Consider the following 26704-nt stretch of genomic DNA (forward strand, 5'->3'; position numbering starts at 1 on the left):
CGGGACCTGCAGTCCCGCCTTTTTCACAAGGGTTGGTAGAGCGGCGCAGCTCATGTCCTTCGTTCTCGTGCAGGTGATCGTCGGCGGCCTTCTACTTGGCGCCGTCTACGCCCTGTTCTCCTCGGGCCTCACGCTGGTGTGGGGCATGATGAACATCGTTAACTTCGCACATGGCGATTTCGTCATGCTCGGCATGTACGTCGCCTATGTCGTCTATACCCTGATGGGAGGAGGGCCCCTGCTCGGCGCCCCGCTGGCGACGCTGGTGCTCGCCACGCTCGGCATCGTGGTCTATTTCGGCCTGATCCGCGACATCATGAAAGGGCCGATGCTGGCGCAGATCCTCGGCACCTTCGGCCTTGCGTTGCTGCTGCGCTATTCCGTGTTCTGGTGGTTCGGCGCCAATTTCCTCTCGATGCCGCCGAACATCGTGGGCGGTACCTATGCCTTTGCCGGTCTGCGCATCGAGGCCTCGCGGCTGCTCGCGGGCGTCGTCGCGCTGCTGGTGACGCTCGGCCTGCATCTGCTCCTGACGCGCACCTCGCTCGGCTCGAAAATGCTGGCGGTGGCCGAGGATCAGACCGCGGCCCAGCTCATGGGCATCCGGCCCGACACCATGCAGGCGATCGCCTGGGCGATCGCGGCCGGCGCCACTGGGCTCGCCGGCGCACTGATCGCGAATTTCTTCTACATCGTGCCGACCGTCGGCGAGACGCTCGGCATCGTCGCCTTCGTCACGGTCTCGCTCGGCGGCTTTGGCAGCGTGCCGGGCGCGCTGGTTGCGGGTCTTCTGATCGGCGTCATCGAGTCGCTTTCGGGCTATCTGATCGGCGCGATCTACAAGGACATCGTCGTCTATGTCCTGTTCCTTTTCTTCCTCTGGTTCCGGCCACAGGGCCTGATGGGGAAGATGTGATGCGGCGCTGGATCTGGCTCTCGGTCGTCGCAGCCTTTGCGATCGCCTATCCGCTGCTGCTGTCCTCGCCATTCCAGCAGCGCCTCGGCGCGCTGGTGCTGCTTTATGCCATCGCGGCGTCCGCCTGGAACATCGTCGGCGGCTATGCCGGGCAGGTGTCGGTGGGGCATGTGGTGTTCTTCGGCTGCGGCGCCTATGCCGCGATGGGCGCTTACGCCAAGTTCGGCCTGTCGCCGCTGTTCGGCATTCCCGGCGGCATCGTGCTCGCGGTCGGGCTCGCCGCGATCGTCGGGGTGCCGACGCTGCGGCTGTCCGGCCACTATTTCAGCATGGCGACGATCGCGGTCGCCGAAACGATGCGGCTGATCGTGACCAACACCGAATGGCTGGGCGCGGCCGTCGGCCTCTCCGGTCCGACCGTGCCGCGCAACGTCTTCGATCTCTCGTTCCTGTCGGCGCTGCCCTACTACTATCTCTTCCTCGCTGTCCTCGCGATCACGCTTGCGATCACCTGGTGGATGACCAACAGCCGCATGGGATTTTACCTGCGGGCGATCAAGGACTCCGAGCGTGCCGCGCGCTCCCTCGGCGCGCCGGCGAGCCGCACCAAGCTCTACGCCTATATGCTGAGCGCGGCGCTGACCAGCGTCGCTGGCGCGCTCTACGCGATGATGTTCGGCTTCGTCGATCCCGAGTCCGGGCTCGGCATCCTGATCTCGGTGAAGATCCTGATCATGTCGGCGCTCGGCGGGGCGGGGCTGCTGTTCGGGCCATTGGTGGGCGCGGCGATCCTGGTGCCGCTGGAGGAGATCTCCAACAGCTGGCTCGGCGGCAAGGGCGCGGGGCTCACCTTCGTGGTGTACGGCGCGATCATCGTGCTGATCGCGCGCTTCCAGCCCGGCGGCCTGCTCAGCCTGCTCACCCGGCGCGGCAAGCTCAAGACTGACACGTCGAAGACCGACGCGGGAGCCAGCCATGCTCCTTGAAGCACGTGGCATCACGAGGGCGTTCGGCAGCTTCAAGGCGGTGGACGACGCCTCCGTGACGCTGGAGCAGGGCGACATCCTCGGCCTGATCGGCCCGAACGGCGCGGGGAAATCCACCTTCTTCAACTGCCTCACGGGCGACCTCAAGACCACCTCCGGCCGCGTGCTGTTCGAGGGCAGCGACATCACCGACTTTACGCCGGAGCAGCGCGCCGGCCTCGGGCTCGCCCGCACGTTCCAGGTGCCGCAGACGTTCGAGGGCATGACGGTGCTCGAGAATGTGATGATCGGCGCCTTCCTGCGCACCTCGCATCGCAAGGAGGCCGAGGCCAAGGCGCGCGCGGTACTCGAACGTGTCGGCATGAGCCGCCTTGCGGATGCGCCGGCGCGCTCGCTCGGCACGCCCGGCCGCAAGCGGCTGGAGATCGCACGCGCACTTGCGACCGAGCCGAAGGTGCTGCTGCTCGACGAGGCCATGGCGGGCCTCAACGCGCACGAGGTGAGGCTCGCGATCGATCTCGTTCGCGACATCCACCGCTCCGGCATCACGCTGGTCATCGTCGAGCACATCATGGAAGTGATCATGTCGCTGGCGAGCCGCGTGATGGTGTTCCATCAGGGCAAGGAGATCGCGCACGGTAACCCACGCGAGGTCACGTCCAATCCCGCCGTGATCGCGGCCTATCTCGGTACGCGCGCGGCGAAGGCCGCCGCCGGCCATACGCCGGTCGAATTGATGGGCGGGCCGGACCTATGAGCGGGGCGCTGCTGCGGATCGAGCACCTCGAGGTGCGCTACGGCGACCTCATCGGTGTCTCCGACGTCTCGCTGGAGGTGCCGGAAGGCAGCGTCGTCGCGCTGCTCGGCTCCAATGGCGGCGGCAAGACCACGACGCTGAACGCGATCGCCGGTCTCATCCCCGTGCATTCCGGCTCGATCAGCTTTCGCGGCGAGGAGATCGCGGGGCAGAAGGCCTTTGCGATCGTGCGCAAGGGCCTTGCGCTGTCGCCGGAGGGCTGGCGGCTGTTCGTGCAGCAGAGCGTCGAGAATAACCTCATGCTCGGGGCGACCCCGCTGCACGACAAGTCGCGTCAGGCAGCGCTGCTCGAGCGCGTCTACGAGGTGTTCCCGCGCCTGAAGGAGCGGCGCAACCAGCGTGCCGGCACCATGTCCGGCGGCGAGCGACAGATGCTTGCGGTCGGCCGCGCGCTGATGAGCGATCCGAAGCTGCTGATGCTCGATGAGCCGTCGCTTGGCCTTGCCCCGGCCGTGGTCGAATCCATGTACGAGACCTTCGGTCGCCTGCATCGCGGGGGCTTGACGATCCTGCTCGCCGAGCAGTCGATCGAGCTGGCATTGGAGGTCTCGGATTTCGCGACGGTGCTCCAGGTCGGCAAGAGCGTGCTGTCCGGGACGGCCGCGGCGCTCGCGCAGGATCCGCAGGTGCAAAAGGCCTATCTCGGCGTGGATTGATCGATCTCGGCCTGAAGCAGCAGCAACAGGCGATCGGCGCGCCGTATCCGTTACTTGATCTTGTCGTAGGCCGCCGCGAAATCACCGAGCGGCATCGGGATCGCGATCGTCTCCTTGGCCAAGTTCTGAAAGGAAACCTTGAGCTGCTGGCCCGACCGCAAGGCAGGTCCGCTGCGATCGGCGTCGAGGCGTACCAGCCGCGGCTCTCGCACGCCTGGATCTGCAGGTCGAACGTCTTGCCCTCGTCGACCTGGAGCTTGGCGCCGACGGGAAGGTTGAGGCCGAGCGGCAATTGCAGCAGCGCGATGGGCGTGCGGGGGTTGGGCGCGATGCGGATATTGATCAGGATGACGGTCTGGCCGGTCTTGGTCAGCACCGCGTTCTGCTCCATCGCGCATCCGAGCGGCGCGCTGTAGCGTCGCGGGAGCCGCGGCGCAAGGCTACTCGGCGGCTTCCTTGACGGTGCGGTGCTCGTGCGTCTCGTCGCCTTCGCCGTCACCCGTGCGGCCCCAGCCCGAGAACCAGTTGTTGAGCTCGTCGAGATAGAGATAGACGACGGGCGTGGTGAACAGCGTCAGCGCCTGGCTGACGATCAGACCGCCGACCATGGCGTAGCCGAGCGGCTGGCGGATTTCGGCGCCGGTGCCGTGGCCGAGCATCAGCGGCACGCCGCCGAGCAGCGCGGCCATCGTCGTCATCATGATCGGGCGGAAGCGCAGCAGCGCGGCCTGACGGATCGATTCCGCCGGCGTCTTGTGCTCGTCGCGTTCGGCGGCAATCGCGAAGTCGACCATCATGATGCCGTTCTTCTTCACGATGCCGATCAACAGGATGATGCCGATCAGCGCGATCAGGCTGAAGTCGAAGCCGGCCGCCATCAGGATCGCGAGCGCGCCGACGCCGGCCGAGGGCAGGGTCGACAGAATCGTGATCGGATGGATGTAGCTCTCGTAGAGGATGCCGAGGATCAGATAGACCACGACCAGCGCCGCGAGGATCAGCAGCGGCACGGTGCCGAGCGATTGCTGGAACGCCTGGGCGGTGCCCTGGAAGCTCGAGTTCAGCGTCGGCGGCGCGCCGAGCTCGGCCATCGCCTTTTGCACGGCCTCGGTGGCCTGGCCGAGCGCGACGCCCTGCGCGAGGTTGAAGCTGATCGTGATTGCCGGAAACTGCCCCTGGTGGCTGATCGAGAGCGGGCGGACCGGATCGGTGGTCCAGGTCGCGAAGGTCGATAGCGGTACCTGGTCGCCGGTCAGCGGCGATTTCAGATAGAGCTTGTTCAGGCTGTCGAGATTGCCCTGCAGCTCCGGCAGGATCTCGAGGATCACCTTGTAGGTGTTGAGCTGGGTGAAATACTGCGTGACCTGCCGCTGTCCGAAGGCGTCATACAGCGTGTCGTCGATCAGCTGCGGCTGGATACCGTAGCGCGAGGCGGTGTCGCGGTTGATCTTGAGCTGGACCGTGGTGCCCTGGGTCTGCTGGTCGGTGGCGACGTCGCGCAGCTCCGGCAGCGTCTGCATCTTTGCGAGGATCTTCGGCGCCCACTCGTTGAGCTCGGCAAGATCGGCATCCTGCAGGGTGAACTCGAACTGCGTCCGCGTCGGCCGGCCGCCGAGGCGGACGTCCTGGGCCGCCTGCATGTAGAGGCGGGCGTCGGACACCTTCTCGAGCTTGGGACGCAGCCGCGCGATGATCTGCTGCGCAGAGGCCTCGCGCTCGTTGCGCGGCTTCAGTGTGATGAACATGTTGCCGTTGTTGCCGGCGCGGCCGCTGCCGCCGATGTTCATCGCGATGGTGGCGACATCGGGGTCTTCCATCACGATCTTGCCGAGCTCGACCTGGCGGCGCTGCATCTCCTTGAACGAAATGTCCTGCGAGGCTTCCGAGGTCGCGGTGATCAGGCCGACGTCCTGCTGCGGGAAGAAGCCCTTCGGGATCAGGACGAACAGGTAGATCGACAGGCCGAGCGTGGCGAAGAAGATCGCGAGCGTGGTGCGCCGCCAGGCGAGGGCATGGTCGAGCACGTATTCGTAGCCGCGCAGCATGCCGTCGAAGGCGCGCTCGCTCCATTGATAGAAGCGGCCGTGGCGTACCTCGCCGTGGGCGCGCAGGAAACGCGAGGCCATCATCGGTGTCAGGGTCAGCGACACGAACATCGAGACGAAGATCGTCATCGCCAGCACGACCGCGAATTCGCGGAACAGGCGGCCGATGATGCCGCCCATCAGCAGCAGCGGGATCAGCACGGCGACCAGCGAGATGCTGATCGACACGATGGTGAAGCCGATTTCCTTGGAACCGCGGAAGGCCGCCGCCATCGGCGATTCGCCTTCCTCGATATAGCGCGTGATGTTCTCGAGCATCACGATAGCGTCGTCGACGACGAAGCCGACCGCGATCGTGAGCGCCATCAGCGACAGATTGTCGAGCGAATAGCCGACGACCCACATCAAGGCGCACGCGCCCAACAGCGCCAGTGGAACCGTGACGGTGGGGATGACGGTGGCCCAGAAGCTGCGCAGGAAGATGAAGATGACCATGACCACGAGGGCGATGGTCAGCAGCAGGGTGAACTGGACGTCCTCGACTGCGGCGCGGATGGTGGTGGTGCGGTCGCTGATGAGCTCGATCTTGATCGCGGGCGGGATCGCCGCCACGAGGCGGGGCAGGGTCGCCTTGATCCTGTCGACGGTCTCTATGACGTTGGCGCCCGGCTGCTTGAAGATCACCAGAAAGACGCCGCGCTTGCCGTTGGCCCAGGCCGCCTGCTTGGCGTCCTCGGCGCCGCTGACCGCCTGGCCGATGTCGCGGATTCGCAAGGGGGCGCCATTGCGATAGGCGATGATGACGTCGTTCCAGTCCTTGGACTGGGTCAGCTGGTCGTTGGCGTAGATCGTGTAGGCGCGTTTCTCGCCGTCGATATTGCCCTTGGGGCTGTCGACCGTGGTGATCGCGATCTGGCTGCGCACGTCCTCCATCGACAGGCCCTTGGCGACGAGCTTCGCCGGGTCGACCTGGATGCGGATGGAAGGCTTCTGCTGGCCGCCGATGAAGACTTGCGCGACGCCGGAGAGCTGGCTGATCTGCTGGGCGAGCTGGGCGTCGACCGCGTCGCTGACGCTGGTCAGAGGCAGTGTATCGGAGGTTGCCGACAGCAGCAGGATCGGGGCGTCGGCCGGGTTGACCTTGCGGTAGGTCGGCGGCGAGGGCAGGTTCTTCGGCAGCTGGCCGCTGGCGGCGTTGATGGCGCCCTGCACGTCATTGGCGGCGCCGTCGATGCTGCGGTTGAGGTCGAACTGGATCGTGATCGACGCGGTGCCGAGATAACTCGTCGAGGTCATCTGGGCGATGCCCGGGATCTGGGCGAACTGGCGCTCCAGCGGCTGGGCCACCGAAGAGGCCATTGTCTCGGGGCTGCCGCCCGGCAAATTGGCGGTGATCTGGATGGTCGGGAAGTCCACCTGCGGCAGCGGCGCGACCGGCAGCAGGGGATAGGCGACGAGACCGACAAAGAGGATACCGGCCATCAGCAGCGAGGTGCCGATGGGATAACGGATGAAAGGTGCCGAAATCCCGCGTTCGGTCATTCCTGTCGTACCTTGTTCTGGGCCGGATCCGAACTTGCCACCGCCGTCGAGACGAGGCTTCCGGGCTGCACCTTGAATTGACCGCCAGTGATCACCTGCTGCCCGGGCATGAGCCCTTCGTCGACGACGGAACGGCCGTCGATGCCGTAGCTGACCTTGATCTTGTGCACTTCGGCCTTGTTGTCCGGATTGACGGTGTAGGCGTAGAGGCCATTGGTGGAATGCTGGACAGCGTCATCGGGAACCACGGTGGCATCCTTCAGCGTCCGCACCAGAAGGCGCGTCGAGACCGACTGTCCCGGCCACAACGTGTGGTCCTTGTTGTCGAACACCGCCTTGAGCCGAATAGTCCCGCTGGCGGTGTCGACCTGGTTGTTGATCACTGCGAGCTTGCCCTCGGCCAGCGTCTTCTTGCCGTCGGTGGTGAACGCGATCACCTTGAGCGCGCCGGCCTTCTGGCCTTCGCTGATGTAGGGAAGCTGGTCTTCCGGCGCGGTGAAGATCACCGAGATCGGCTCGACCTGCGCGATCGTGACGATGCCGGTCTGTGTGGAGGCGTTGACGATGTTGCCGACGTCGACCTGGCGAAGGCCGGCGACGCCGGTGATCGGCGCCTTGACCTGGGTGTAGTCCAGCTGGGTCTGGGCGTTGTCGATCGCGGCTTCGTCGGCGGCGATCTGGGCGGTGAGCTGGGCGACGGTGGAGCGCTGCGTATCGACCCGCTGCGCGGTGGCGAACTCGCCGAGCTTCATGGCGCGCTGGAGCTCGAGATTGGCGTTGGCCAGATTCGCCTCGTCCTGCGCCTTCTTGGCCTTGGCCTGGTCGAGCGTGGCTTGATAGGGGCGGGGATCGATCGAGGCCAGCAGCTCGCCCTCCTTGGCGATCTGGCCTTCGGTGAAGGCGATCTTGTCGATCTGGCCGTCCACCCGGGTGCGGACCTGGACGGTGTTGAAGCCCTGAACCGTGCCGAGACCGCTCAGATAGACCGGGAAATCGACCTTCTGGACCGGCGCCACGCTCACGGAAATGGCGGGCGCGCGGGGCGGACCTTTCTGCGCTGTCTGGGATTTTCCGGCGTCCGGCGAGCCGTACTTCTGCCAACCATAGTAACCCGCGGAGGCCACGGCCGCGAGGATCAGAATCCAGAGGATCGGCCGTGTTTTTTTCATGTCGGCTCGTGTCGGCTTCTTGTGCCCTAGGTTACGAATTTTGGGGCAATCATAGGGTTCCAGGGCGCTTGTATAATACACGCCAAGTTCTAGTGTAAACAGCACTATCCGGTGAGAAATCTAAACAATTGGAAAGCTTTGCACCGCCTGGGCAGCGCACTGGCGCGCCGGTGTGCAGTGCTGCATTTTCTTCCGACGTGAGATCAGCGAGTGAGAATTAAGCAATGCTCGCGGAGGATGTGAGGCGCATGAGGGGGCTGGCGAGGCATGTTGGTCAGGCCGTGGGAATGCACGCTTTTGCAAGAACGGTTCTAAATCGCGCCAGCCGCGTTTCGGTTGTCAGGAAAATCCGTATCGTCCATATCGGCGCCGCCACACGGGGAGCGCAGGATGGACGAATTGAACGGCAAGCTGATCGCGTGCCAGATTCTGATCACGGGATTGATCGCGCGCGTCGCGAACGAGCAGCGCGATCCCTTGCGCTTCCTCACGGACTTCCGCGACGAGATCAAGGCCGTGGTCAATGGCGTCAACATTGCCGGCATGGACAGCACCGATCGCGTGCGCGCCATCGCGCAGAAGACGGTCGACGAATTGTTCTCGCTGATGAAGCCGCCGAGCAGCGATTGACGCCGTGAGCATCAGCGCTGATTTCGCGGTGTTTTTCGCGCGCGTTTTAGAACAAGTCCAAGCTATCTTTAGAGCCGTTTCAAACTTCAGATTAGAATCGTTTTGATCTGGACTTATTCAAGGGTTCTCGCGGCTTGCGCGCATTGACCCACTATTTTGCCGCCGATACCAACAGCCCCATCGCTCGTCGAAGTGAATGAGCGAACATGAAGATGGGGCGTGTTGAGATGGGGCAGGTGGTCGCACCGAAATCGTTGCGTTCGGTGTCAGCATTCGATCCGGTGGATGAAAAGTCTTCTGGTATTTCCGGCAAGAAAGTCTCGGCGGTTGCAAGCTTGATCGCGGTGGCGTCGGTCTCGAGCGGCGCAGAGGCGCAGCAGTCGAACCTGCCGCCGGTGACGGTCGATGCTCCGGTGCAGCGGCCGCGTCCGACGGCGTCGAAGCCGACACCTGACCAGGTCCGCGCCCGCAACGCGCTTCGCCGCGCCGCGCAGCGGCAGCAGGCGTCCCAGCAGGCTGCTCCGGCGACGCCGGCCGGCCCGGCCGATGCGGATCCTTATGCGGACCCGGCCGCGCCCTACAAGGTCGACCACGTTCAGGCCGGCGGCAAGTTTCCGGAGAAGCTGGTCGACACGCCGAAGTCGATCACGGTGCTCAGCAAGGAAGTGCTCGAGGACAAGAACGCCACGACGCTGAAGCAGGCGATCCTGAGCACGGCCGGCGTGACGCTCGGAACGGGCGAGGGCGGCAACGCGTTCGGTGACCGCTTCTTCATCCGCGGCTTCGACGCGCGCAACGACATCTTCATCGATGGTGTGCGCGACGCCGGCGTCAGCGTGCGCGAGAACTTCTTCACCGAGCAGGTCGAGATCCTGCGCGGACCGGCGTCGTCCTTTGCGGGCCGCGGCACGGCTGGCGGCGCGATCAACATCGTCACCAAGCAGGCGACGACCGCCGGCAGCTTTTACAACATGGACACCACGTTAGGCACCGACCAGACCAAGCGGGTCACGCTCGACGTCAACCAGGTGATCGATCCGACGCTCGCCGTGCGCGTGGGCGGTTTGTTTCAGGACGCAAATGTCGCTGGCCGAGACTATGTCAGCGATAATCGAAACGGCGCCTTCGTCGCCACGACCTGGAAGCCAACCGATGCTGTCAAGGTCACCGGCAACTACATCCATACCGAGTTGACCGGCCGCCCGGACTTTGGGGTGCCGTACTATCGGCCGAGCACGGCGTCGACGGCCGGCGGTCCGTTCCCGGACTTCGGCGTCAACCGCAACAATTGGTATGGCTTCGTCAACCGGGACTTCTTCCGCACCGGCCAGGACCTCGGTACCATCAATGCGGAAGTGCAGATCACGCCCGACCTGATGGTCAGCAACAAGATCCGCGCGTCCCGCTCGACGCAGAATTACATTGGTACGCTTCCTGAAGCGCCGAAGCTTGCCGATCCGCTCTCGGCGTCGACGCTGAGTGCAAATCCTCAGAGCCGATTCCAGATCACGGACGTGTTCGCCAACCAGACCGAGGCAACTTACAAGTTCAATGACGATGTAGGCTTCAGACACACCTTGCTCGGCGGCGTCGAGTACGACCGCGAGAGGTCGTCGATCGACAATTATATCGGGCTCAGCTCGGAGCTGACGACCGGTACGCCGTTTACCGGTAGCGGATCGAAAACCGACGTCAGCGTGTTCGCTCCGCAATACACCAATCTTCCCTTCGGGATTCCGAGCCTCACCGGAAGCCCCACCAAGATCGGCATCGATACTGTCAGCGGCTACGTCATGGATAGCGCAAACTATCGTGACTTGGTGATCCTGAACGGCGGTTTCCGCTATGACGATTACAGCATCAACACGCGGAAGGTCGGCAGTCCTGGCCAGCAGTCGGCGGAGTTTCTCATTCCGAACTTCAACCTCGGCCTGACGTTGAAGCCGGCGCCGAACGGTAGTGTCTATGTGGCGTATGCGACCTCGGCGAACCCGGTTGGCGCCGAATTCGACGGCACCAGCACGGCCTATGGCGGCCTCAACCCGAACCTGCCGGGCGGCAATACGCAGATATTCGGCCCCGAGAAGAACAAAGCCATCGAAATCGGCACCAAATGGGAGCTGTTCGATCGCCATCTGCTTCTGACCGCAGCGTTGTTCCAGACGACGAAAGAGAACGCACGCGAGTCGCAGAATGTCGGCAGTGCCGCCGCTGCAGCTCCCCTGGGATGCGTCTATCCGACCGGAACGACCGGCAACATATCGTGTATCACGGCCGGGGCGGCTTACCGCATTCGCGGTATCGATCTCGGTGTGGGCGGCAAGATCACGGACAGGTGGAGCGTCTTTGGCGGGCTCGTGCTCATGGAGTCGGAGGTTACGCAGTCGCTGGCCCCGTCGGCCAACAAGGCACTGTATCCGACCAATGTCGGTCGTCCGCTCGCCAACATTGCGCATCAGTCCTTCAGCCTGCTGTCGAAATATCAGCTCAACGACACCTGGGAGCTGGGCGGGCAGGCGGTGTATCGCTCGAAAATTTACGGCGGCACTTTGCTCGCGGCCAACCAGGGCACGTCGATTCCGAGCTATTGGCGCTTCGACATGTTCGCGGAAGCCAAGATCAACAAGAACTGGCAGCTGAAGCTGTTCGTAAACAACATCTTCGACAAGCGCTACTACGACGCGTTGTACCAGAGCGTGGCACCGTTCGTGCTGGAAGCACCAGGCCGCGCCGCCTATGTGGTGCTCTCGGCGCGTTACTGACGGAGCGAGAACCAGTTTCATGCTGACATGCATCGAAAACGTTCTCAGCAAAGATGATGTGGCGGATTTCCGCCGCATCATGGATGCCAGCGAATGGGAGGACGGCCGCTCCACGGCGGGCTCGCAGTCGGCCATGGTCAAGCGCAACGAGCAATTGCGACCGGACAGCGAGGTCGCGCGCAAGCTCGGCAACCGCATCATCTCGGCGCTGACGTCCACCCCGCGCTTCATCGCAGCGGCGATCCCGCTCCGGATCTTCCCGCCGCTGTTCAACCGCTATGCGGCCGACAGCGGCCACCATTTCGGTCTGCACGTCGACAACGCGATCCGCGGCGACCCTCTGACCGGCCTTCGCATCCGCACAGACCTGTCGGTCACCCTGTTCCTCGCCGAGCCGGAGGAATACGACGGTGGCGAACTTGTGATCGAGGACACCTACGGTTCGCACGAAGTCAAGTTGCCAGCCGGCGACTGCGTGCTCTATCCCTCGACCAGCCTGCACCTCGTCACGCCCGTGAGGAGGGGAACGCGGGTTGCGTCTTTCTTCTGGCTTCAGAGCATGATACGGGACGATCAAGCCCGGAGCATGATCTTTGACCTCGACACCGCGATACAGGCGCTGGTGGAACGGCTCGGGCGCGACGATCCCGAAACGGTCAAATTGACGGGTATCTATCATAATCTCATTCGCTACTGGGCCGAAGTATGAAGTGCACCACCTTCCAAGCCAGCCTTGCCGCAGCCGTCCTTCTGGCCGCCGCCTGGCTCGCATCGCCTGTTTCTGCCCAGACACAAACCCAGCCGGCGGCGCCCGCACCGGCCCAGAAGGCTCTGCCTGCTGCGCCCGGTCCGGCGACAGTGCCATCGGCGCCTGCGGCTGCGCCCGTGACCGCCCCGGTCGCGGCTGCGCCAGCGACGGCGGCGCCAGCAGCTCCCTCGGTCGCGGCGGCTCCCACGGCCGCCGCACCGGCGGCTGCGAAATCCGAGGCCGTATCCACGGCCCCGGCCATGAAGGAATTGTCGCCCTGGGTGATGTTCATGTCGGCCGACGTCATCGTGAAGGCGGTGATGATCGGCCTCGCTTTTGCCTCGCTCATGACCTGGACCGTCCTGATCGCGAAGTCGATCGAGCTGTCGGTCGCCTCGGCCAGGCTTCGTTCGGCGCTGAAGAAGATCGCGGAGGCGCGCTCGCTCGCCGAAGCCCAGATGGCGCTCGGCGCCAAGGAGGGCATCCTGCCAGCGTTCCTGGCGGCGGCGCTGCGCGAGGCGCGGATGTCGGCCGGCCTGTCCAGCGATGCCGGCATCAAGGAGCGCGCAGCCTCGAGCTTCCAGGAGATCGTGCGCGCGGAGGCGCGACGCATCCGCATCGGCATGGGCGTGCTTGCGACGATCGGCTCCACGTCCCCCTTCGTCGGCCTGTTCGGCACGGTCTGGGGCATCATGAACAGCTTCATCGGCATCTCGAAGTCCCAGACCACGAACCTCGCCGTGGTCGCGCCCGGTATCGCCGAAGCACTGCTCGCCACCGCGATCGGCCTCGTCGCCGCCATTCCCGCGGTCATCATCTACAACCACTTCTCGCGCGTGACGAAGGGCTATCTCGAGCTGGTCAGCCGTGCCTCGGGCGCGGCGGCTCGGCTACTCTCGCGCGATCTCGACCGCAGCCACGGCAGCGTGCATTCGCGCGCAGCGGAGTGAACCATGGCAGTCTCGCTCGCAGACAATGATGACGACGACGATTTCTCGGAAACGCATGACATCAACGTCACGCCGTTCATCGACGTCATCCTGGTGCTGCTGATCATCTTCATGGTCGCAGCGCCGCTCTCAACGGTCGATCTGCCGATCGACCTGCCGACCTCGAGCGCGACGCCGCAGAAGAAGCCGGACAAGCCCACCTATCTCAGCATCAAGCGGGATCTGACGCTGGCCATCGGAGAGGACTCCGTGCACCGGGCCGAGCTGATCATGACGCTGGACTCTATGTCCGACATGAGCAAGGACAAGTACCTCTTCCTGCGCGCCGATCGCTCCGTGCCTTATGGCGAGTTGATGGGCGTCATGGAGCTGTTGCGCTCCGGCGGCTACACACGGGTGAAGCTGGTTGCGCTGGAAGGTCCGGCCGGGCAGGCGGGACCGGCCGCCGCGGGCACAGTGCAGCCATAGGGATTGCCATGTCCGACCCCGAGCACGAACCCAGACCATCCCGGAGGCTGTGGATCCTGGCCGCGATCGCGGCGGTCGCTCTCCATGTGGGCGGGGCCGCACTCGCGCTCGCAAACCTGCAGGCCAACGACGGTGACGAAGGGCTGGGCGCTGCGGGAGCTGAGTTCGCGGTCGAGATGGCGTCGCCGCCGGTTCAGGAGTCCGACAGGCCAACCGGGCCTAACGACAGCGAAGCGCAAGAGGAGCGTCCCGAGCTTCCTGAGCAAAAGGCCGAGGTCAAGGAAACGGATCTTCCTCAGGATCGGCCGCAACAGGTCGAGGATGCCGACCAGATCGTCACAGAGAACAAGCCGAAGAAGGAACAGGACGACGATCCGAAGATCGCTGCCGTCGAAACGCCGGCCATGGAGGCAGCCCCGAAACAGATCGACCAGGAGCGCCAAACCTTCGAGGACGCCACGCGCGAGGCCGAGAAGGCCATGGCCCCTGTGCTCGGCATCGGCAAGGACCTCCTGAAGCTGACGGCCGACTGGAACCGGAAGGTCAGCGCGCATCTTTCGGCGCACAAGGTCAATCCGGAGGGCAAGGCGCCCAATAACCAGACGGCAAAGGTGAGTTTCGCGCTAAACCGACGCGGCAACGTGCTGTCGGTCGACGTGGTGCAGTCGTCGGGGGACGCAGCCTACGATGCGGCAGCGATCTCCATGGTCCACAAGTCCGACCCGTTCCCGCAGCCGCCGGCCGCGCTGACCGAGGATCGGATCGAGCGCACCGTAGACATCGTGTTCAAGCCGGCTGACGAGAAGAAAAAGAAAAAGTCGGCTCAGCGCCAGTAAAACCTGATCCCGACATAGACCACCACCAGGCAGGCGAAGATCAGCGCCACCGGCAACGGTCGTTTCTGGCTTCCAGCGGCTGTGCCGGCCCCGAAAAAGCCCGTCGTCCTCGGTTTCGGTGCGGGGCGCCGGAAGGCGGTAACATTGTCCGCTGCCGGCTCGGCCTGGCGGGGGCGGACGTCGGGCGGAGTTCCCCCGCCGCCCATTTCGGCGTAATAGGCCTTGTAGATCGCAACGATGGTGGCCTCGGTGGCCTTGCTCTCGCTCATCCGGGTCAGCAGGTTCTGGTAGCTGCTCAGGAACTCCTGGGCCTCCGGAGGCAGCGCGGACGCCCCGTTGAGCTTGGCCATCATCTTCCAGGTCGCAAAATCGGCGCGGGCACGGGTGTCCGCGCGTCGCGCGATCAGCATATCGGCAGCTTTGACCAAGTTGGCCTCTGGCCCTTCGGCGTGTGTTCGGAGTCGTCTGTTCAACTACGCATTGCCGGTCAGGAAGAGAACAGCCTGAATCACATAACCGGTCAACGCTCGCAGTATTGCTGAAATAACATCAAGATTTAGACCGAACTGCGAGCCCGCCAGCGGCAGCAGGATCAACAAGCCGATCAGGATCAGCATACCGAACGGCTCGAGCCGGGCGAGCGGCAGAGCGAGGGGGCGCGGCAGCAGCCCGACCGCGACGCGCCCGCCGTCGAGCGGCGGGATCGGCATCATGTTGAAGACGGCGAGGATCGCGTTGATGACCAGCGCATTCTTGAGATTGTCGAGGATCCACTGCGCCGACCCCGCCGGTGCCAAGGGCAGGGCGTGAAGGGCGAGGGCCGCCGCGAGCGCCAGCAGGATATTGGTCGCAGGCCCCGCCAGCGCCACCCAGACCATGTCGAGCCTGGGGTTGTTGAGCTTGCGGAAATTCACCGGCACCGGCTTGGCATAGCCGAACAGGAACGGCGAATGCGCGAACAGCAGCATCGCCGGCAGGATCAGGGTGCCGAAGGGATCGATGTGGCGCAACGGGTTGAAACTGACGCGGCCGAGCTGCCAGGCCGTGTTGTCGCCGAGCCGATGCGCGACGAAGGCGTGGGCGGCTTCGTGGAAGGTGATGGCCAGTACCAGCGGCAGGACCCACACCGACACGTCATAAAGCGAAATGTTCACGACTCGTCTATCCCGGTTTGCTCGCGGCCTTGCAGCGTCCAGCCAAACCGGCGGTGCAGCAACGCTTCGGCTCAACATAGGGTGGCCGGTTCCGGAATGCCACGCTGCAAGAGATCGGCGGGCCGACCCCGCCGTGCAGTCGTGCAAATCTATGTCGGGATCGTCCCCGGATATTGCACCAGGCCGTCATCGAGCTTCACCCAGGCGAGCTTCTCGCTGACCCAGATGTGCTCGGTCGGCACGAAGGCGTTGCGATCGTCGAACGTCGCCAGCGCTACGCCCGCCAGCGTACCGTTGCGGCGCCAGGCGAACAGCCGGGTGCCGCAGCGTGTGCAGAACACACGGTCGATGTTTTCGGACGAGGCGTAATGCCGGGTCTCGCCCTCGACGGTGAGCGCACGCTGGTCGAACTGCGCGCGGGCAAAATAGGGCGAGCCCATCGCCTTCTGGCAGATGCGGCAATGACAGATGCGGACGTTGAGCGGCTCGCCCTCCGCCTTGAACCGCACGGCGCCGCATAGGCATCCACCTTCCCGGATCATGGCTGCCTCAATAGGTTGCCCGTCCGCCGGAAATGTCGAACACGGCGCCGGTGGAGAAGCCGCAGTCTTCCGAGGCAAGCCACGCCACCATCGCGGCGAGCTCTTCCACCTGCACGAAGCGGCCCTTCGGGATCTTCGACAGCATGAAGTCGATATGCTGCTGCGTCATCTGGTCGAAGATCGCGGTTTTCGCCGCCGCGGGCGTCACCGCGTTCACGAGAATGTCGTGCGCCGCGAGCTCCTTGCCGAGCGACTTCGTCAGCGCGATCAGGCCGGCCTTGGATGCCGAATAATGCGATGCGTTGGGATTGCCTTCCTTGCCGGCGATCGAGGCGATGTTCACGATGCGCCCGTATTTCTGCTTGAGCATCTCGGGCACGATCGCCTTGCTGACGATGAAGGGGCCGTCGAGGTTGATGCGCAGCACCTTGCGCCATTCCTCGAGGTCGGTCTCCCAGACCGGCTTGTTGACCCCGGCGATGCCGGCATTGTTGACGAGGATGTCGATCTTGCCGAAGGCTTTGAGCGTTGCATCGCGCGCCTGCTCGACGGCCGCTGTATCGGTGACGTCGACCTTGGAGACTTTTGTATCGCCGCCAACTTCCTTGGCGGTCTTCTCGGCCAGCGCGGCGTCGAAATCCCAGATCGCGACCTTCGCGCCTGACGCGACGAAGCGCTCGGTGATGGCGCGGCCAAAACCCTGCGCGCCGCCGGTAACGACGGCCACGCGACCGTTGAGATCGATCTTGTTCATCGAGAAACCCTCCCTATCGCTCATGGTGAGGAGCGCGCACTTGGCGCGCGTCTCGAACCAGCGAGCCCGTGGCCCATCCCTCGAGACGGCGCTCGCGCGCCCTCCTCGGGATGAGGAGTGATCAGAGCATGTAGCCGCCGTCGACGACGAGGTCGACACCGGTGGTGAAGGCGCTCTCGTCGCTGCCGAGATAGACCGCCATGCTTGCGATCTCCTCGGCGGTGCCGAGCCGGCCCATCTTCTGGCGGGAGATGAACATCTCCTTGCCCTGCGGTCCTTGCGCCGCGGCGCGGTCGAGCATCGAGGGGGTCTCGACGGTGCCGGGGCAGATCGAGTTGCAGCGGATGCCCTTGGTGATGAAGTCGAGCGCGACTGCGCGCGACAGCAGCGACACCGCCGCCTTCGACGAGCTGTAGACGTAGCGGTTGGCCGGCGGCCTCAAGGCCGCGCAGGACGAGATGTTCACGATGCTGCCGCCGCCGCCCGCGATCATGTCGGGCAGGAAGGCCTTGATGGTCCGGTGCATCGACTTGACGTTGAGGTCGAACGAGAAGTCGAAATCCTCTTCCGAACACTCCAGGATGGTGCCGTGGTGCACGAAGCCGGCCGCATTGAGCAGGATGTCGATCTTGCCGATGCGCTTGGCAAAGGCGTTGACGTCGGCGGTGTTGCGGACGTCGAGTTTTGCCACTTCGGCGATGCCTTCCTTCGTCAGGCCCGCGATGCCAGCCTCGTTGATGTCGGTGGCGATGACGGTTGCGCCTTCATGCGCGAACGCGACGGCGCAGGCGCGCCCGATGCCTGCCGCCGCTGCCGTGACGACGGCGCGCTTTCCCTTGAGGCGGTCTGCCATTTTCTTCTCCCTCGTGTTGTCGAATGCCAACCCCACGTCATTGCGAGGAGCCGGTGACAAAATTGTGTAGCAATTTTGCACTGGTGCGACGAAGCAATCCAGACTGTCTCCGCGGAGATATTTCCGGATTGCTTCGCTTCGCTCGCAATGACGGTGTGGCTGTCAGTGATTATCCCGCGCCACACCAAAGGTGCCGGCGACGTTCTGGTAGCGCGTGGCGAGCTCCATGCAGGCGCCGGTCGATTGCTGGCCGACGGTGTTGCGGTAGATCTCCTGCCACGGCGTCTGGTTCGGCGGATGCTTGAAGCCGCCATTGGCCTTGAGCTCGGCGTGGCGCTTCTTCAGCTCCTCGTCCGAGATCAGGATATTGGCGCTGCCCTTGTTGAGGTCGATGCGCACCTTGTCGCCGGTCTTGAGGATCGCGAGCCCGCCATTGGCGGCGGCTTCCGGCGAGGCATTGAGGATCGACGGCGAGCCCGAGGTGCCGGACTGACGGCCGTCGCCGATGCAGGGCAGGGACAGGATGCCGCGTTTGATCAGCGCCGCCGGCGGCTGCATGTTGACGACCTCGGCCCCGCCGGGATAGCCGATCGGCCCGGTACCGCGGATGAACAGCACGCAGTGCTCGTCGATGTCGAGCGAGGGGTCGTCGATCCGCTCGTGATAGTCCTCCGGACCTTCGAACACGATGGCGCGGCCCTCGAAGGCGTTCGGATCCTTGGGGTTGCTGAGATAGCGATCGCGAAACTCCCTGGAGATCACGCTGGTCTTCATGATCGCGGAGTCGAACAGGTTGCCCTTCAGCACCAGGAAGCCGGCATCCTTCACCAGCGGCTTGTCGTAGGCCCAGATCACGTCGTTGTCGGGCTTGGGCGCATCCTTGCAGTTCTCGCCGATCCCGCGGCCGTTGACGGTGAGGGCGTCCTCATGGATGCGCTTGTGCTTCATCAATTCGCGCACCACGGCCGGCACGCCGCCGGCGCGGTGGAATTCCTCGCCGAGATAGAAGCCGGCCGGCTGCATGTTGACCAGCAGCGGCACGTCGTGACCGACCTTCTGCCAGTCGTCGATCGACAGCTCGACGCCGATGTGGCGGGCCAGCGCGTTGATGTGGATCGGCGCGTTGGTCGAGCCGCCGATCGCCGAATTGATCACGATGCAGTTCTCGAACGCCTTGCGGGTCAGGATGTCCGAGGGCTTGAGATCTTCCCAGACCATCTCGACGATGCGCTTGCCCGTCTCATAGGCGATCTGGCCGCGCTCGCGATAGGGGGCGGGGATCGCCGCGCAGCCCGGCAGCGAGAAGCCGAGCGCTTCGGCAAGCCCGTTCATGGTCGAGGCCGTGCCCATGGTGTTGCAATGGCCGACCGAGGGCGCCGAGGAGGCCACGATCTCCATGAACTCCTCATAGTCGATCTCGCCGGCGGCGAGCCGTTCGCGCGACTTCCAGACGATGGTGCCGGAGCCGGTACGCTCGCCGTCGTGCCAGCCGTTCAGCATCGGGCCGCCGGACAGCACGATCGCGGGCAGGTTGACGGTCGCGGCCGCCATCATGCAGGCCGGCGTCGTCTTGTCGCAGCCGGTGGTCAGCACCACGCCGTCGAGCGGATAGCCGTAGAGGATCTCGACCAGGCCGAGATAAGCGAGGTTGCGGTCGAGCGCCGCGGTCGGGCGCTTGCCGGTCTCCTGGATAGGGTGGGTCGGGAATTCCATGGCAATGCCGCCGGCCTCGCGGATGCCTTCGCGGACGCGGTGGGCGAGCTCGATATGGTGGCGGTTGCAGGGGGAGAGGTCGTTGCCCGTCTGGGCGATGCCGATGATCGGCTTGCCGGACTGCAGTTCAGCGCGGGTGAGGCCGTAGTTCAGGTAGCGCTCCATGTAGAGCGCGGTCATGCCCGGATTATGCGGATTGTTGAACCAGTCCTGCGAGCGAAGGTGGCGGCGGGTGCCGTTGCCGGGCGCGTGCCCATTGGTTGGCTTTTTTGTCATTGTTGTTTTCTCCTGCAATGCAAACGCACTGGCGTCAGTCACCGGCGTAAATCCTGGGCTGTCGGCTTGTGCGATGCCCAACGGCGTGAGCAATGGTCTGCCTGCCCGTTGGCGGGTCGTTTCCTCACAAGTTCGATATTAGTCATGGCTGCTTGGTAACGCTACCATTTTGTTCGGTGCGGCGCCGCCCGATAGGGCGGGCCTATTGTCCGGCTGCCGCGACGACGAGCTTTGCCGCTCGATCACCTTGAAGCCGAGGTCGAGCACCGGCTGCTCCGGTCGCCGTCCCTCGATCGCCTCGATCAGCATGGCGGCGGCCGTCCTGCCCATCTCGTAGCGGTTGGTGCGCACGCTGGTGAGGGTGGGGACGGCGGAGGCCATGAATTCGAGGTCATTGAAGCCGACGATCGCGATCTGCTCGGGGACGCCGATCTCGCGGCGGCGGCATTCGAACAGCACGCCGAGCGCAAGGTCGTCATTGGCGCAGAACACCGCGTCGAGGTCGGGCTCGCGCGCCAGCAGATCGGCGAACAGGGCGCCGCCGAGCGTCACCGAGGTCGGCGTCGCTGTCGTCACGACGAGGCGCTGCTCGAACAGGCCGGCGTCCTTCATGGCGGAGACATATCCGTCCAGCCGCCGCTGCACCCTGGGATCCATCCGCGCGCCAACGAAACCGATCTTGCGGTGACCTTGCGCAAACAGGTGCGCAATCGCCGCGCGTGCTGCATCATAGTGGGAAAAGCCGATCATCATGTCGACCGGATGGGGCCCGATCTCCATGATCTGCACGATCGGGCAGTCGGCCGCCTCCAGCATCGCGCGCGATTCCGCGGCCTGGTCGATGCCGGTGACGATCAGCCCGGCCGGCTTCTGCGCCAGAAACAGACGCAGCAGCTTCTCCTCCTGGAGAATACTGTAGCGGGTGTTGGACAGCTGGATCGAGTAACGACTGCCTTCGGAGGCGTCGTAGATGCCGCGCAGCACGTCGGAAAACACGTTGTTGGTGAGCGACGGAATCAAGACACCGATCACCTCGGTGCGCTGCGAGGCGAGGGCGCGTGCCGCAAGATTGGGCACGTAGCCGAGCTCCTTGGCCGCGCTTTCGACCCGCGTCCGCTTGGCAACCGACAGTGCTTCGGGATTGCGGAAGAAACGGGACGCTGTAATGGGGCTCACACCGGCAAGCTCGGCGACTTCCGCCAGCCGGATTTTGCCTGACTTGGTGCGTTTTCGACCCATTTGCTGCTCTTAGCATAGCCACTGTCGCAAACAAAGGATCGTTGACAGCGCTACCAGCAACGACTAACCAAAGACAAATTGCCAAAGCCGCGCAAACTGCCGACAATGTCGCCCGCCATAGCGTGGGCTTCAGTTCGGCGAAGTTCGGAAAAACAAGACGGTGGCGGCGCGAGGGTTGCGTCGCCTGAGTCGGAGGAGGGAGCGAGATGTCGTCTGTGCAAATCCGCGACGTGCGGAAATCGTTCGGCAATTTTGAAGTCCTGCACGGCGTCACGATTCCGATCGAGGACGGCCAGTTCGTCGTCCTGGTTGGCCCCTCCGGCTGCGGCAAGTCGACGCTTCTGCGCATGCTCGCCGGCCTCGAGAACATCACCTCCGGCACGATCTCCATCGGCGACCGTGTCGTCAACAATGTCCAGCCCAAGGAGCGGGACATTGCGATGGTGTTCCAGAACTATGCGCTCTATCCGCACATGACGGTCGCGGACAACATGGGCTTCTCGCTGAAGCTGCGGAATGCCGGCTCCGACGAGATCAACAAGCGCGTCAAGCGCGCCGCCGAGATCCTCGCGCTGTCGCCGCTGCTCGATCGCTATCCGCGCCAGCTCTCCGGCGGCCAGCGCCAGCGCGTCGCGATGGGCCGCGCCATCGTGCGCGATCCCCAGGTCTTCCTGTTCGACGAGCCTCTGTCGAACCTCGACGCCAAGCTGCGCGTCGCCATGCGCACCGAGATCAAGGAGCTGCACCAGCGGCTGAAGACGACCACCGTCTACGTCACTCACGACCAGATCGAGGCCATGACCATGGCCGACAAGATCGTCGTCATGCATGACGGCATCGTCGAGCAGATGGGCACGCCGCTCGAACTCTACGACAAGCCGGAGAACCAGTTCGTGGCCGGCTTCATCGGCTCACCCGCAATGAACTTCCTGAAGGGGCATGTGCGCGTCAACGGCGTTGCGACCTTCGAGGGGCCGAACGGCGTCAAGCTCCCGCTCAAGACTGCGCCGGCGGCCTCCGACGGCCGTCCCGCCGTCTACGGCGTGCGGCCCGAGCATTTCACCATCGCCGATGACGGTGCCGAGGCCGAGATCATCGTGGTCGAGCCGACCGGCTCGGAGACGCAGGTGTTCGCCAAGCTCGGCGGCGAGCAGGTCGTCGCCGTCTTCCGCGAGCGTCATCAGTTCAATCCGGGCGACAAGGTGCGGCTGAAGCCCGATCCGTCGCTGGTCCATCTGTTCGACGATGCGACGGGCAAGCGCATGAACGCCTAGCGCACAAGACGACAACTAATAAGACAACAAGAAGCATTACAGGGAGGACGACATGCAAGACTTCACCCGCCGGGCTCTGCTTCAAGGCGGAACGGCTCTGGCTGCCACCGGCATGCTGACCGGGCCGGCGCTGTTCGACTTCGCCAGGGCCTGGGCACAGAGCGCGCCCTGGAAGGCCGAGCCGAGCGCCAAGCTGACCGTGATGCGGTGGAAGCGCTTCGTGCCGGCGGAAGACGATGCGTTCAACGCGATGGTGGCGGCGTTCAAGGCCGCGACCGGCACCGAGATGAACGTGTTCAGCGAGTCCTTCGAGGACGTGCAGCCGAAGGCCTCGGTCGCGGCCAACACCGGTTCCGGTCTCGATCTCGCCTGGGGTCTGCACACGCTGCCGCAGCTGTTCCCCACCAAAGTCCTGAAGATGAACGACGTCGCCGATTATCTCGGCAAGAAATACGGCGGCTGGACCGATGCGGCCGCCAAGACCTGCAAGCTCGGCGACGACTGGCTCGGCATTCCCGTTGCGACCAACGGCGGCTACATGACCTACCGCAAGTCGGCGCTCGACAAGGCCGGGTTTAAGGAATTCCCGAAGGACTTCCCCGGCTTCCTCGAGATGTGCAAGGCCCTGAAGGCGAACAATACGCCTGCCGGCTTTGCGCTCGGGCACGCCTCGGGCGACGGCAATTCGTGGCTGCACTGGGTGCTGTGGGGCCACGGCGCCTACACGGTCGACCAGAACGACAAGATCATCATCAATTCGCCGGAGACGGCGAAGGCGCTGGAATATTGCAAGTCGCTGTATGAGAGCTTCATCCCGGGCACCCCGTCCTGGAACGACTCGTCCAACAACAAGGCGTACCTTGCCGGCGAGCTCTATTGCACGGCGAACGGCATCTCGATCTACGTGGCCGCCAAGACCGATCCGACCAAGAAGGAGCTTGCCGAGGACACCTATCACGCGCTCTGGCCGGTCGGCCCGGTCGGCAAGCCGACCGAGCTGCAGCTCGCGCTGCCTATCCTCGCCTTCAACTTCACCAAATATCCGAACGCGGCAAAGGCCTTCGTCGCCTTCATGCTGGAGAAGGAGAACTACGAGAAGTGGCTTGACGGCGCGCAAGGCTATCTCACGCAGACCTTGAACGCCTACGAGTCGGCGCCGATCTGGACCGCCGATCCCAAGAACTACGTGTTCTCGCAGGCCTCGAAGCGCACGCTGCCGGCGTCCGGCATCGGCACGGTCGGTGAGAAGGCGGCGACCGCGATCGCCGATTTCATCGTGGTCGACATGTTCGCCAACTACTGCACCGGCGCCAAGGATGCGAAGGGCGCGATGACGGAAGCCGAGCGCCAGCTGAAGCGAATCTATCGCTGACGGTCACGGGGCGGGCGGCCATCCCGGCCGCCCGCTCATCAACATTTCGATCAGGGATATAGGGCATGGCTGATGTCGCAATTCCCCGGGCCAAGCCTCAGATGAGCGAGGACAGCGCCTGGACCCAGCTCAAACACAATCGCAACTGGCTCGGCTTCTGGTTCATGGTGCCGGCCATGGCGTTCCTGATCTTCTTCCTGGCCTATCCGCTGGGGCTCGGCATCTGGCTGTCCTTCACGGACACCCGCATCGGCAGGGTGGGTCGCTTCGTCGCGACCGAGAACTATGAGTGGCTGTGGGACGATTCCATCTTCTGGCTGTCGGTGTTCAACACGCTGCTCTACACCTTCGTCGCCAGCGCCCTCAAATTCGCGATCGGGCTTTATCTCGCGCTGCTGCTGAACGAGAACATGCCGTTCAAGGCGATGTTGCGCGCGATGGTCCTGATCCCCTTCATCGTGCCGACGGTGCTTTCGGCGCTGGCGTTCTGGTGGATCTTCGACTCGCAATTCTCGATCATCTCGTGGTCGCTGAAGCACCTCGGCTTGATCGACCAGAACATCAACTTCCTTGGTGACACGACCTGGGCGCGCATCTGCGTGATCTTTGCCAATATCTGGCGCGGCGTTCCCTTCGTGGCGATCACGCTGCTTGCGGGCCTGCAGACCGTCTCGCCCTCGCTCTACGAGGCTGCAACCCTCGACGGCGCCACGCGCTGGCAGAATTTCCGGTACATCACCTATCCGCTGCTGACGCCGATCATCGCCGTCGTGATGACCTTCTCGGTGCTGTTCACCTTCACCGACTTCCAGCTGATCTGGGCGATGACCCGCGGCGGCCCGGTCAACGCCACCCATCTGATGGCGACCCTGTCGTACCAGCGCGCGATCATCGCCGGGCAGCTGGGCGAGGGGGCCGCGATCTCCAGCGCCATGATTCCGTTCCTGCTGGCTGCGATCATGGTGTCCTGGTTCGGCCTGCAGCGTCGCAAGTGGCAGCAGGGAGAGAGCAATGACTGACCTGCCCACCAGATCCATCGATCTCAAGAATGTGCTGTCGGGCTCGGCGCCTACGGCCGATCACAGCGAGGGCATGAGCTACCTGCAGTCGGTGCCGCGCCGGATCGTGACGCTCTATCTGCCGCTCGCGATCATCGTCTTCATCCTGCTGTTCCCGTTCTACTGGATGGGACTGACGTCGGTGAAGCCGGACGAGCAACTGCTCGATCTCGACAGGTACAATCCGTTCTGGACCTGGAATCCGACGTTCAAGCACTTCCACAAGCTGCTGTTCGAGAGCTACTACCCGCACTGGCTCTGGAACACGATGTACGTGGCCGTCTGTGCGACGGTGCTTTCGATCATCGCATCTGTACTCGCGGCCTACGCCATTGTGCGCTTGCGCTACAAGGGCGCCAATCTCGTCGGCGGGCTGATCTTCCTCGCCTATCTGGTGCCGCCCTCGATCCTGTTCATTCCGCTCGCCACCGTCGTGTTCCAGTACGGCCTGTTCGATTCGCCGCTGGCGCTGATCCTGACCTATCCGACCATCCTGATCCCGTTCTCGACCTGGCTGTTGATGGGCTATTTCAAGACCATCCCGTTCGAGCTCGAGGAATGCGCCCTGATCGACGGGGCGAGCCGCTGGCAGATCCTGCTCAAGATCGTGCTGCCGCTCGCCATTCCCGGCCTGATCTCGGCCTTCATCTTCTGCTTCACCCTGTGCTGGAACGAGTTCATCTACGCCCTGACATTCCTGCAATCGACCAGCAACAAGACGGTGCCGGTGGCGATCGTCAACGAGTTCGTTGACGGCGACATCTACCGCTGGGGCTCGCTGATGGCGGGGGCCTTGGCCGGCTCGCTGCCGCTCGTCATCCTTTACGCCTTCTTCGTGGAGCATTATGTGTCGGCGATGACCGGCGCCGTGAAGGAATGATCGCGGGGCTTGCCTGAGGGCGCGCCAGGAGCGGCGCGTTCCGGCCAATAAGAAGGAGTTAAGCTCTTGCACATTCTGGTTCTCGGCGCCGCCGGCATGGTCGGCCGCAAATTGTGTGAACGGCTGCTGCGTGACGGCCGGCTCGGCAAGACCGACATCACCAAGCTGACCATGCATGACGTGGTCGAGCCGAAGAAGCCGGAGAAGCCCGGTTTTCCCGTCGAGACCGTCTCGGGCGATTTCGCAGTCCCGGGCGCGGCCGAGAAGCTGATCGCCGGCCGTCCTGACGTGATCTTCCATCTCGCCGCGATCGTTTCTGGCGAGGCCGAGCTCGATTTCGACAAGGGCTACCGCATCAATCTCGACGGCACGCGGATGCTGCTCGACGCGATCAGGCTCGTCGGCGGCGGCTACAAGCCGCGCGTGGTGTTCACGTCCTCGATCGCGGTGTTCGGCGCGCCGTTCCCGGATGCGATCGGCGACGAGTTCTTCCACACCCCGCTACTCAGCTACGGCACCCAGAAGGCGATCGGCGAACTCCTGCTCGCCGACTATTCGCGTCGCGGCTTCCTCGACGGCATCGGCATCCGCCTGCCGACCATCTGCATCCGGCCCGGCCTGCCCAACAAGGCGGCATCGGGCTTCTTCTCCAACATCCTGCGTGAGCCGCTGGCCGGCAAGGAAGCCGTGCTCCCGGTCTCCGAGGACGTGCGCCACTGGCACGCCACGCCGCGCTCCGCGGTCGGCTTCCTGCTCCACGCCGGCACGATGGATCTCGCCACCGTCGGCCCGCGCCGCAACCTGACCATGCCGGGCCTGTCGGCCACCGTCGGCGAGCAGATCGAAGCGTTGAAGCGCGTTGCCGGCGAAAAGGTCGCCGCCCGCATCAAGCGCGAACCCGATCCCTTCATCGTCGGCATCGTCGGCGGCTGGCCGCGCAATTTCGACGCGAAGCGGTCGCGCGAGCTCGGCTTCACCACCGCCGAGAAGACTTTCGACGATATTATCCGCATTCACATCGAAGACGAGCTCGGCGGTAATTTCGTCGCCTGACCTAACCGATG

Annotated in this window: 24 protein-coding genes and 1 pseudogene; 15 read left to right on the plus strand and 10 right to left on the minus strand. The window is 64.2% G+C overall.

Annotation, left to right across the window (positions count from 1 at the left end):
• Nucleotides 1–52 precede the first annotated feature (52 nt).
• From ACNJYB_RS16790 to ACNJYB_RS16805, 4 genes are read left to right on the plus strand one after another with little or no spacing between them, the layout of a single operon-like run.
• Nucleotides 53–916 (plus strand): branched-chain amino acid ABC transporter permease, encoded by an 864-nt coding sequence (locus ACNJYB_RS16790; protein WP_212337636.1) that lies wholly within the window; start codon nt 53–55, stop codon nt 914–916.
• Entirely contained in the window at nt 916–1902 is a 987-nt protein-coding gene (locus tag ACNJYB_RS16795) for a branched-chain amino acid ABC transporter permease (RefSeq protein ID WP_439374956.1), read from the plus strand. Before ACNJYB_RS16790 ends, ACNJYB_RS16795 begins: the two co-directional genes overlap by 1 nt.
• Nucleotides 1892–2659, plus strand: a complete 768-nt coding sequence (locus ACNJYB_RS16800; protein ID WP_439374957.1) for an ABC transporter ATP-binding protein — start codon at nt 1892–1894, stop codon at nt 2657–2659. Before ACNJYB_RS16795 ends, ACNJYB_RS16800 begins: the two co-directional genes overlap by 11 nt.
• Nucleotides 2656–3375, plus strand: coding sequence for an ABC transporter ATP-binding protein (locus tag ACNJYB_RS16805; RefSeq protein WP_439374958.1), 720 nt, complete (start codon nt 2656–2658; stop codon nt 3373–3375). The genes ACNJYB_RS16800 and ACNJYB_RS16805 overlap by 4 nt, the downstream gene beginning before the upstream one ends.
• Nucleotides 3376–3425: 50 nt before the next feature.
• Here the strand turns inward: ACNJYB_RS16805 and ACNJYB_RS16810 are convergent.
• The 3 genes and pseudogenes from ACNJYB_RS16810 to ACNJYB_RS16820 all read right to left on the minus strand — a co-directional run bounded on the left by ACNJYB_RS16810 (nt 3426) and on the right by ACNJYB_RS16820 (nt 8131).
• Nucleotides 3426–3925, minus strand: a pseudogene (locus ACNJYB_RS16810) (invasion associated locus B family protein).
• On the minus strand, nt 3816–6962 hold the full coding sequence (locus ACNJYB_RS16815; protein WP_439374959.1) for an efflux RND transporter permease subunit: 3147 nt from the start codon (nt 6960–6962) through the stop codon (nt 3816–3818). Before ACNJYB_RS16815 ends, ACNJYB_RS16810 begins: the two are co-directional and overlap by 110 nt.
• Entirely contained in the window at nt 6959–8131 is a 1173-nt protein-coding gene (locus ACNJYB_RS16820; RefSeq protein WP_439374960.1) for an efflux RND transporter periplasmic adaptor subunit, read from the minus strand. Before ACNJYB_RS16820 ends, ACNJYB_RS16815 begins: the two co-directional genes overlap by 4 nt.
• A 390-nt stretch (nt 8132–8521) precedes the next feature.
• Between ACNJYB_RS16820 and ACNJYB_RS16825 the strand changes: the two genes are divergently transcribed.
• From ACNJYB_RS16825 to ACNJYB_RS16850, 6 genes are all read left to right on the plus strand, one after another.
• Entirely contained in the window at nt 8522–8761 is a 240-nt protein-coding gene (locus ACNJYB_RS16825; protein WP_097661111.1) for a hypothetical protein, read from the plus strand.
• Nucleotides 8762–8988: 227 nt separating this feature from the next.
• Nucleotides 8989–11523 carry a TonB-dependent receptor gene (locus tag ACNJYB_RS16830; protein ID WP_439375577.1) on the plus strand — a complete coding sequence of 845 codons (2535 nt, stop codon included), beginning with the start codon at nt 8989–8991 and terminating at the stop codon, nt 11521–11523.
• A 19-nt stretch (nt 11524–11542) separates the two neighbouring features.
• Nucleotides 11543–12232 carry a Fe2+-dependent dioxygenase gene (locus ACNJYB_RS16835; protein ID WP_439374961.1) on the plus strand — a complete coding sequence of 230 codons (690 nt, stop codon included), beginning with the start codon at nt 11543–11545 and terminating at the stop codon, nt 12230–12232.
• Entirely contained in the window at nt 12229–13221 is a 993-nt protein-coding gene (gene exbB / locus ACNJYB_RS16840) for a tonB-system energizer ExbB (RefSeq protein WP_439374962.1), read from the plus strand. Before ACNJYB_RS16835 ends, exbB begins: the two co-directional genes overlap by 4 nt.
• 3 nt (nt 13222–13224) lie before the next feature.
• Nucleotides 13225–13689 carry a TonB system transport protein ExbD gene (exbD, locus tag ACNJYB_RS16845; RefSeq protein WP_439374963.1) on the plus strand — a complete coding sequence of 155 codons (465 nt, stop codon included), beginning with the start codon at nt 13225–13227 and terminating at the stop codon, nt 13687–13689.
• A gap of 8 nt (nt 13690–13697) precedes the next feature.
• The gene (locus ACNJYB_RS16850) at nt 13698–14525 is read left to right on the plus strand and encodes a TonB family protein (protein ID WP_439374964.1); all 828 of its coding nucleotides are present in this window, start codon (nt 13698–13700) and stop codon (nt 14523–14525) included.
• On the opposite strand, the gene ACNJYB_RS16855 is transcribed toward ACNJYB_RS16850, so the two are convergent.
• The 7 genes from ACNJYB_RS16855 to ACNJYB_RS16885 form a co-directional block, all read right to left on the minus strand.
• Entirely contained in the window at nt 14513–14935 is a 423-nt protein-coding gene (locus ACNJYB_RS16855) for a hypothetical protein (protein WP_439375578.1), read from the minus strand. The two genes, ACNJYB_RS16850 and ACNJYB_RS16855, sit on opposite strands and share 13 nt — an antisense overlap.
• 63 nt (nt 14936–14998) lie before the next feature.
• A complete protein-coding gene (locus ACNJYB_RS16860) occupies nt 14999–15679 on the minus strand; it encodes a site-2 protease family protein (protein WP_439374965.1) in 681 nt (226 codons plus the stop codon).
• 149 nt (nt 15680–15828) lie between these two features.
• Nucleotides 15829–16221 carry a GFA family protein gene (locus ACNJYB_RS16865; RefSeq protein ID WP_439374966.1) on the minus strand — a complete coding sequence of 131 codons (393 nt, stop codon included), beginning with the start codon at nt 16219–16221 and terminating at the stop codon, nt 15829–15831.
• A 7-nt stretch (nt 16222–16228) separates the two neighbouring features.
• On the minus strand, nt 16229–16975 hold the full coding sequence (locus tag ACNJYB_RS16870; RefSeq protein WP_439374967.1) for an SDR family NAD(P)-dependent oxidoreductase: 747 nt from the start codon (nt 16973–16975) through the stop codon (nt 16229–16231).
• A 121-nt stretch (nt 16976–17096) separates the two neighbouring features.
• Complete coding sequence (locus ACNJYB_RS16875; RefSeq protein WP_439374968.1) at nt 17097–17828, minus strand: SDR family oxidoreductase; 732 nt, start codon at nt 17826–17828, stop codon at nt 17097–17099.
• Between the two features lie 162 nt (nt 17829–17990).
• Nucleotides 17991–19817 (minus strand): IlvD/Edd family dehydratase, encoded by a 1827-nt coding sequence (locus ACNJYB_RS16880; protein ID WP_439374969.1) that lies wholly within the window; start codon nt 19815–19817, stop codon nt 17991–17993.
• 138 nt (nt 19818–19955) lie between these two features.
• Nucleotides 19956–21056 (minus strand): LacI family DNA-binding transcriptional regulator, encoded by a 1101-nt coding sequence (locus ACNJYB_RS16885; protein ID WP_439374970.1) that lies wholly within the window; start codon nt 21054–21056, stop codon nt 19956–19958.
• A gap of 206 nt (nt 21057–21262) precedes the next feature.
• On the opposite strand from ACNJYB_RS16885, the gene ACNJYB_RS16890 reads away from it, so the two are divergent.
• The 5 genes from ACNJYB_RS16890 (at nt 21263) to denD (ending at nt 26693) form a co-directional block, all read left to right on the plus strand.
• Nucleotides 21263–22330 carry an ABC transporter ATP-binding protein gene (locus ACNJYB_RS16890; RefSeq protein WP_018645714.1) on the plus strand — a complete coding sequence of 356 codons (1068 nt, stop codon included), beginning with the start codon at nt 21263–21265 and terminating at the stop codon, nt 22328–22330.
• A gap of 52 nt (nt 22331–22382) precedes the next feature.
• Nucleotides 22383–23702: an ABC transporter substrate-binding protein gene (locus ACNJYB_RS16895; protein ID WP_439374971.1), complete on the plus strand. Its 1320-nt coding sequence runs from the start codon at nt 22383–22385 to the stop codon at nt 23700–23702.
• 101 nt (nt 23703–23803) lie between these two features.
• Nucleotides 23804–24721 (plus strand): carbohydrate ABC transporter permease, encoded by a 918-nt coding sequence (locus tag ACNJYB_RS16900; RefSeq protein WP_439375579.1) that lies wholly within the window; start codon nt 23804–23806, stop codon nt 24719–24721.
• The gene (locus ACNJYB_RS16905; protein ID WP_439374972.1) at nt 24714–25640 is read left to right on the plus strand and encodes a carbohydrate ABC transporter permease; all 927 of its coding nucleotides are present in this window, start codon (nt 24714–24716) and stop codon (nt 25638–25640) included. The genes ACNJYB_RS16900 and ACNJYB_RS16905 overlap by 8 nt, the downstream gene beginning before the upstream one ends.
• A gap of 66 nt (nt 25641–25706) precedes the next feature.
• On the plus strand, nt 25707–26693 hold the full coding sequence (denD, locus tag ACNJYB_RS16910; protein WP_439374973.1) for a D-erythronate dehydrogenase: 987 nt from the start codon (nt 25707–25709) through the stop codon (nt 26691–26693).
• Nucleotides 26694–26704: the final 11 nt, after the last annotated feature.

Origin of the sequence: Bradyrhizobium sp. SMVTL-02 (genome assembly GCF_051853005.1) — a bacterium.
Lineage (GTDB): Bacteria > Pseudomonadota > Alphaproteobacteria > Rhizobiales > Xanthobacteraceae > Bradyrhizobium.

Bases quoted from the DNA above. Each gene is read 5' to 3' on its own strand.
- ACNJYB_RS16790 (WP_212337636.1), top strand. From the start codon at position 53: ATGTCCTTCGTTCTCGTGCAGGTGATCGTCGGCGGCCTTCTACTTGGC.
- ACNJYB_RS16795 (WP_439374956.1), top strand. From the start codon at position 916: ATGCGGCGCTGGATCTGGCTCTCGGTCGTCGCAGCCTTTGCGATCGCC.
- ACNJYB_RS16800 (WP_439374957.1), top strand. From the start codon at position 1,892: ATGCTCCTTGAAGCACGTGGCATCACGAGGGCGTTCGGCAGCTTCAAG.
- ACNJYB_RS16805 (WP_439374958.1), top strand. From the start codon at position 2,656: ATGAGCGGGGCGCTGCTGCGGATCGAGCACCTCGAGGTGCGCTACGGC.
- ACNJYB_RS16815 (WP_439374959.1), bottom strand. From the start codon at position 6,962: ATGACCGAACGCGGGATTTCGGCACCTTTCATCCGTTATCCCATCGGC.
- ACNJYB_RS16820 (WP_439374960.1), bottom strand. From the start codon at position 8,131: ATGAAAAAAACACGGCCGATCCTCTGGATTCTGATCCTCGCGGCCGTG.
- ACNJYB_RS16825 (WP_097661111.1), top strand. From the start codon at position 8,522: ATGGACGAATTGAACGGCAAGCTGATCGCGTGCCAGATTCTGATCACG.
- ACNJYB_RS16830 (WP_439375577.1), top strand. From the start codon at position 8,989: ATGGGGCAGGTGGTCGCACCGAAATCGTTGCGTTCGGTGTCAGCATTC.
- ACNJYB_RS16835 (WP_439374961.1), top strand. From the start codon at position 11,543: ATGCTGACATGCATCGAAAACGTTCTCAGCAAAGATGATGTGGCGGAT.
- exbB (WP_439374962.1), top strand. From the start codon at position 12,229: ATGAAGTGCACCACCTTCCAAGCCAGCCTTGCCGCAGCCGTCCTTCTG.
- exbD (WP_439374963.1), top strand. From the start codon at position 13,225: ATGGCAGTCTCGCTCGCAGACAATGATGACGACGACGATTTCTCGGAA.
- ACNJYB_RS16850 (WP_439374964.1), top strand. From the start codon at position 13,698: ATGTCCGACCCCGAGCACGAACCCAGACCATCCCGGAGGCTGTGGATC.
- ACNJYB_RS16855 (WP_439375578.1), bottom strand. From the start codon at position 14,935: ATGCTGATCGCGCGACGCGCGGACACCCGTGCCCGCGCCGATTTTGCG.
- ACNJYB_RS16865 (WP_439374966.1), bottom strand. From the start codon at position 16,221: ATGATCCGGGAAGGTGGATGCCTATGCGGCGCCGTGCGGTTCAAGGCG.
- ACNJYB_RS16870 (WP_439374967.1), bottom strand. From the start codon at position 16,975: ATGAACAAGATCGATCTCAACGGTCGCGTGGCCGTCGTTACCGGCGGC.
- ACNJYB_RS16875 (WP_439374968.1), bottom strand. From the start codon at position 17,828: ATGGCAGACCGCCTCAAGGGAAAGCGCGCCGTCGTCACGGCAGCGGCG.
- ACNJYB_RS16880 (WP_439374969.1), bottom strand. From the start codon at position 19,817: ATGACAAAAAAGCCAACCAATGGGCACGCGCCCGGCAACGGCACCCGC.
- ACNJYB_RS16885 (WP_439374970.1), bottom strand. From the start codon at position 21,056: ATGGGTCGAAAACGCACCAAGTCAGGCAAAATCCGGCTGGCGGAAGTC.
- ACNJYB_RS16890 (WP_018645714.1), top strand. From the start codon at position 21,263: ATGTCGTCTGTGCAAATCCGCGACGTGCGGAAATCGTTCGGCAATTTT.
- ACNJYB_RS16895 (WP_439374971.1), top strand. From the start codon at position 22,383: ATGCAAGACTTCACCCGCCGGGCTCTGCTTCAAGGCGGAACGGCTCTG.
- ACNJYB_RS16900 (WP_439375579.1), top strand. From the start codon at position 23,804: ATGAGCGAGGACAGCGCCTGGACCCAGCTCAAACACAATCGCAACTGG.
- ACNJYB_RS16905 (WP_439374972.1), top strand. From the start codon at position 24,714: ATGACTGACCTGCCCACCAGATCCATCGATCTCAAGAATGTGCTGTCG.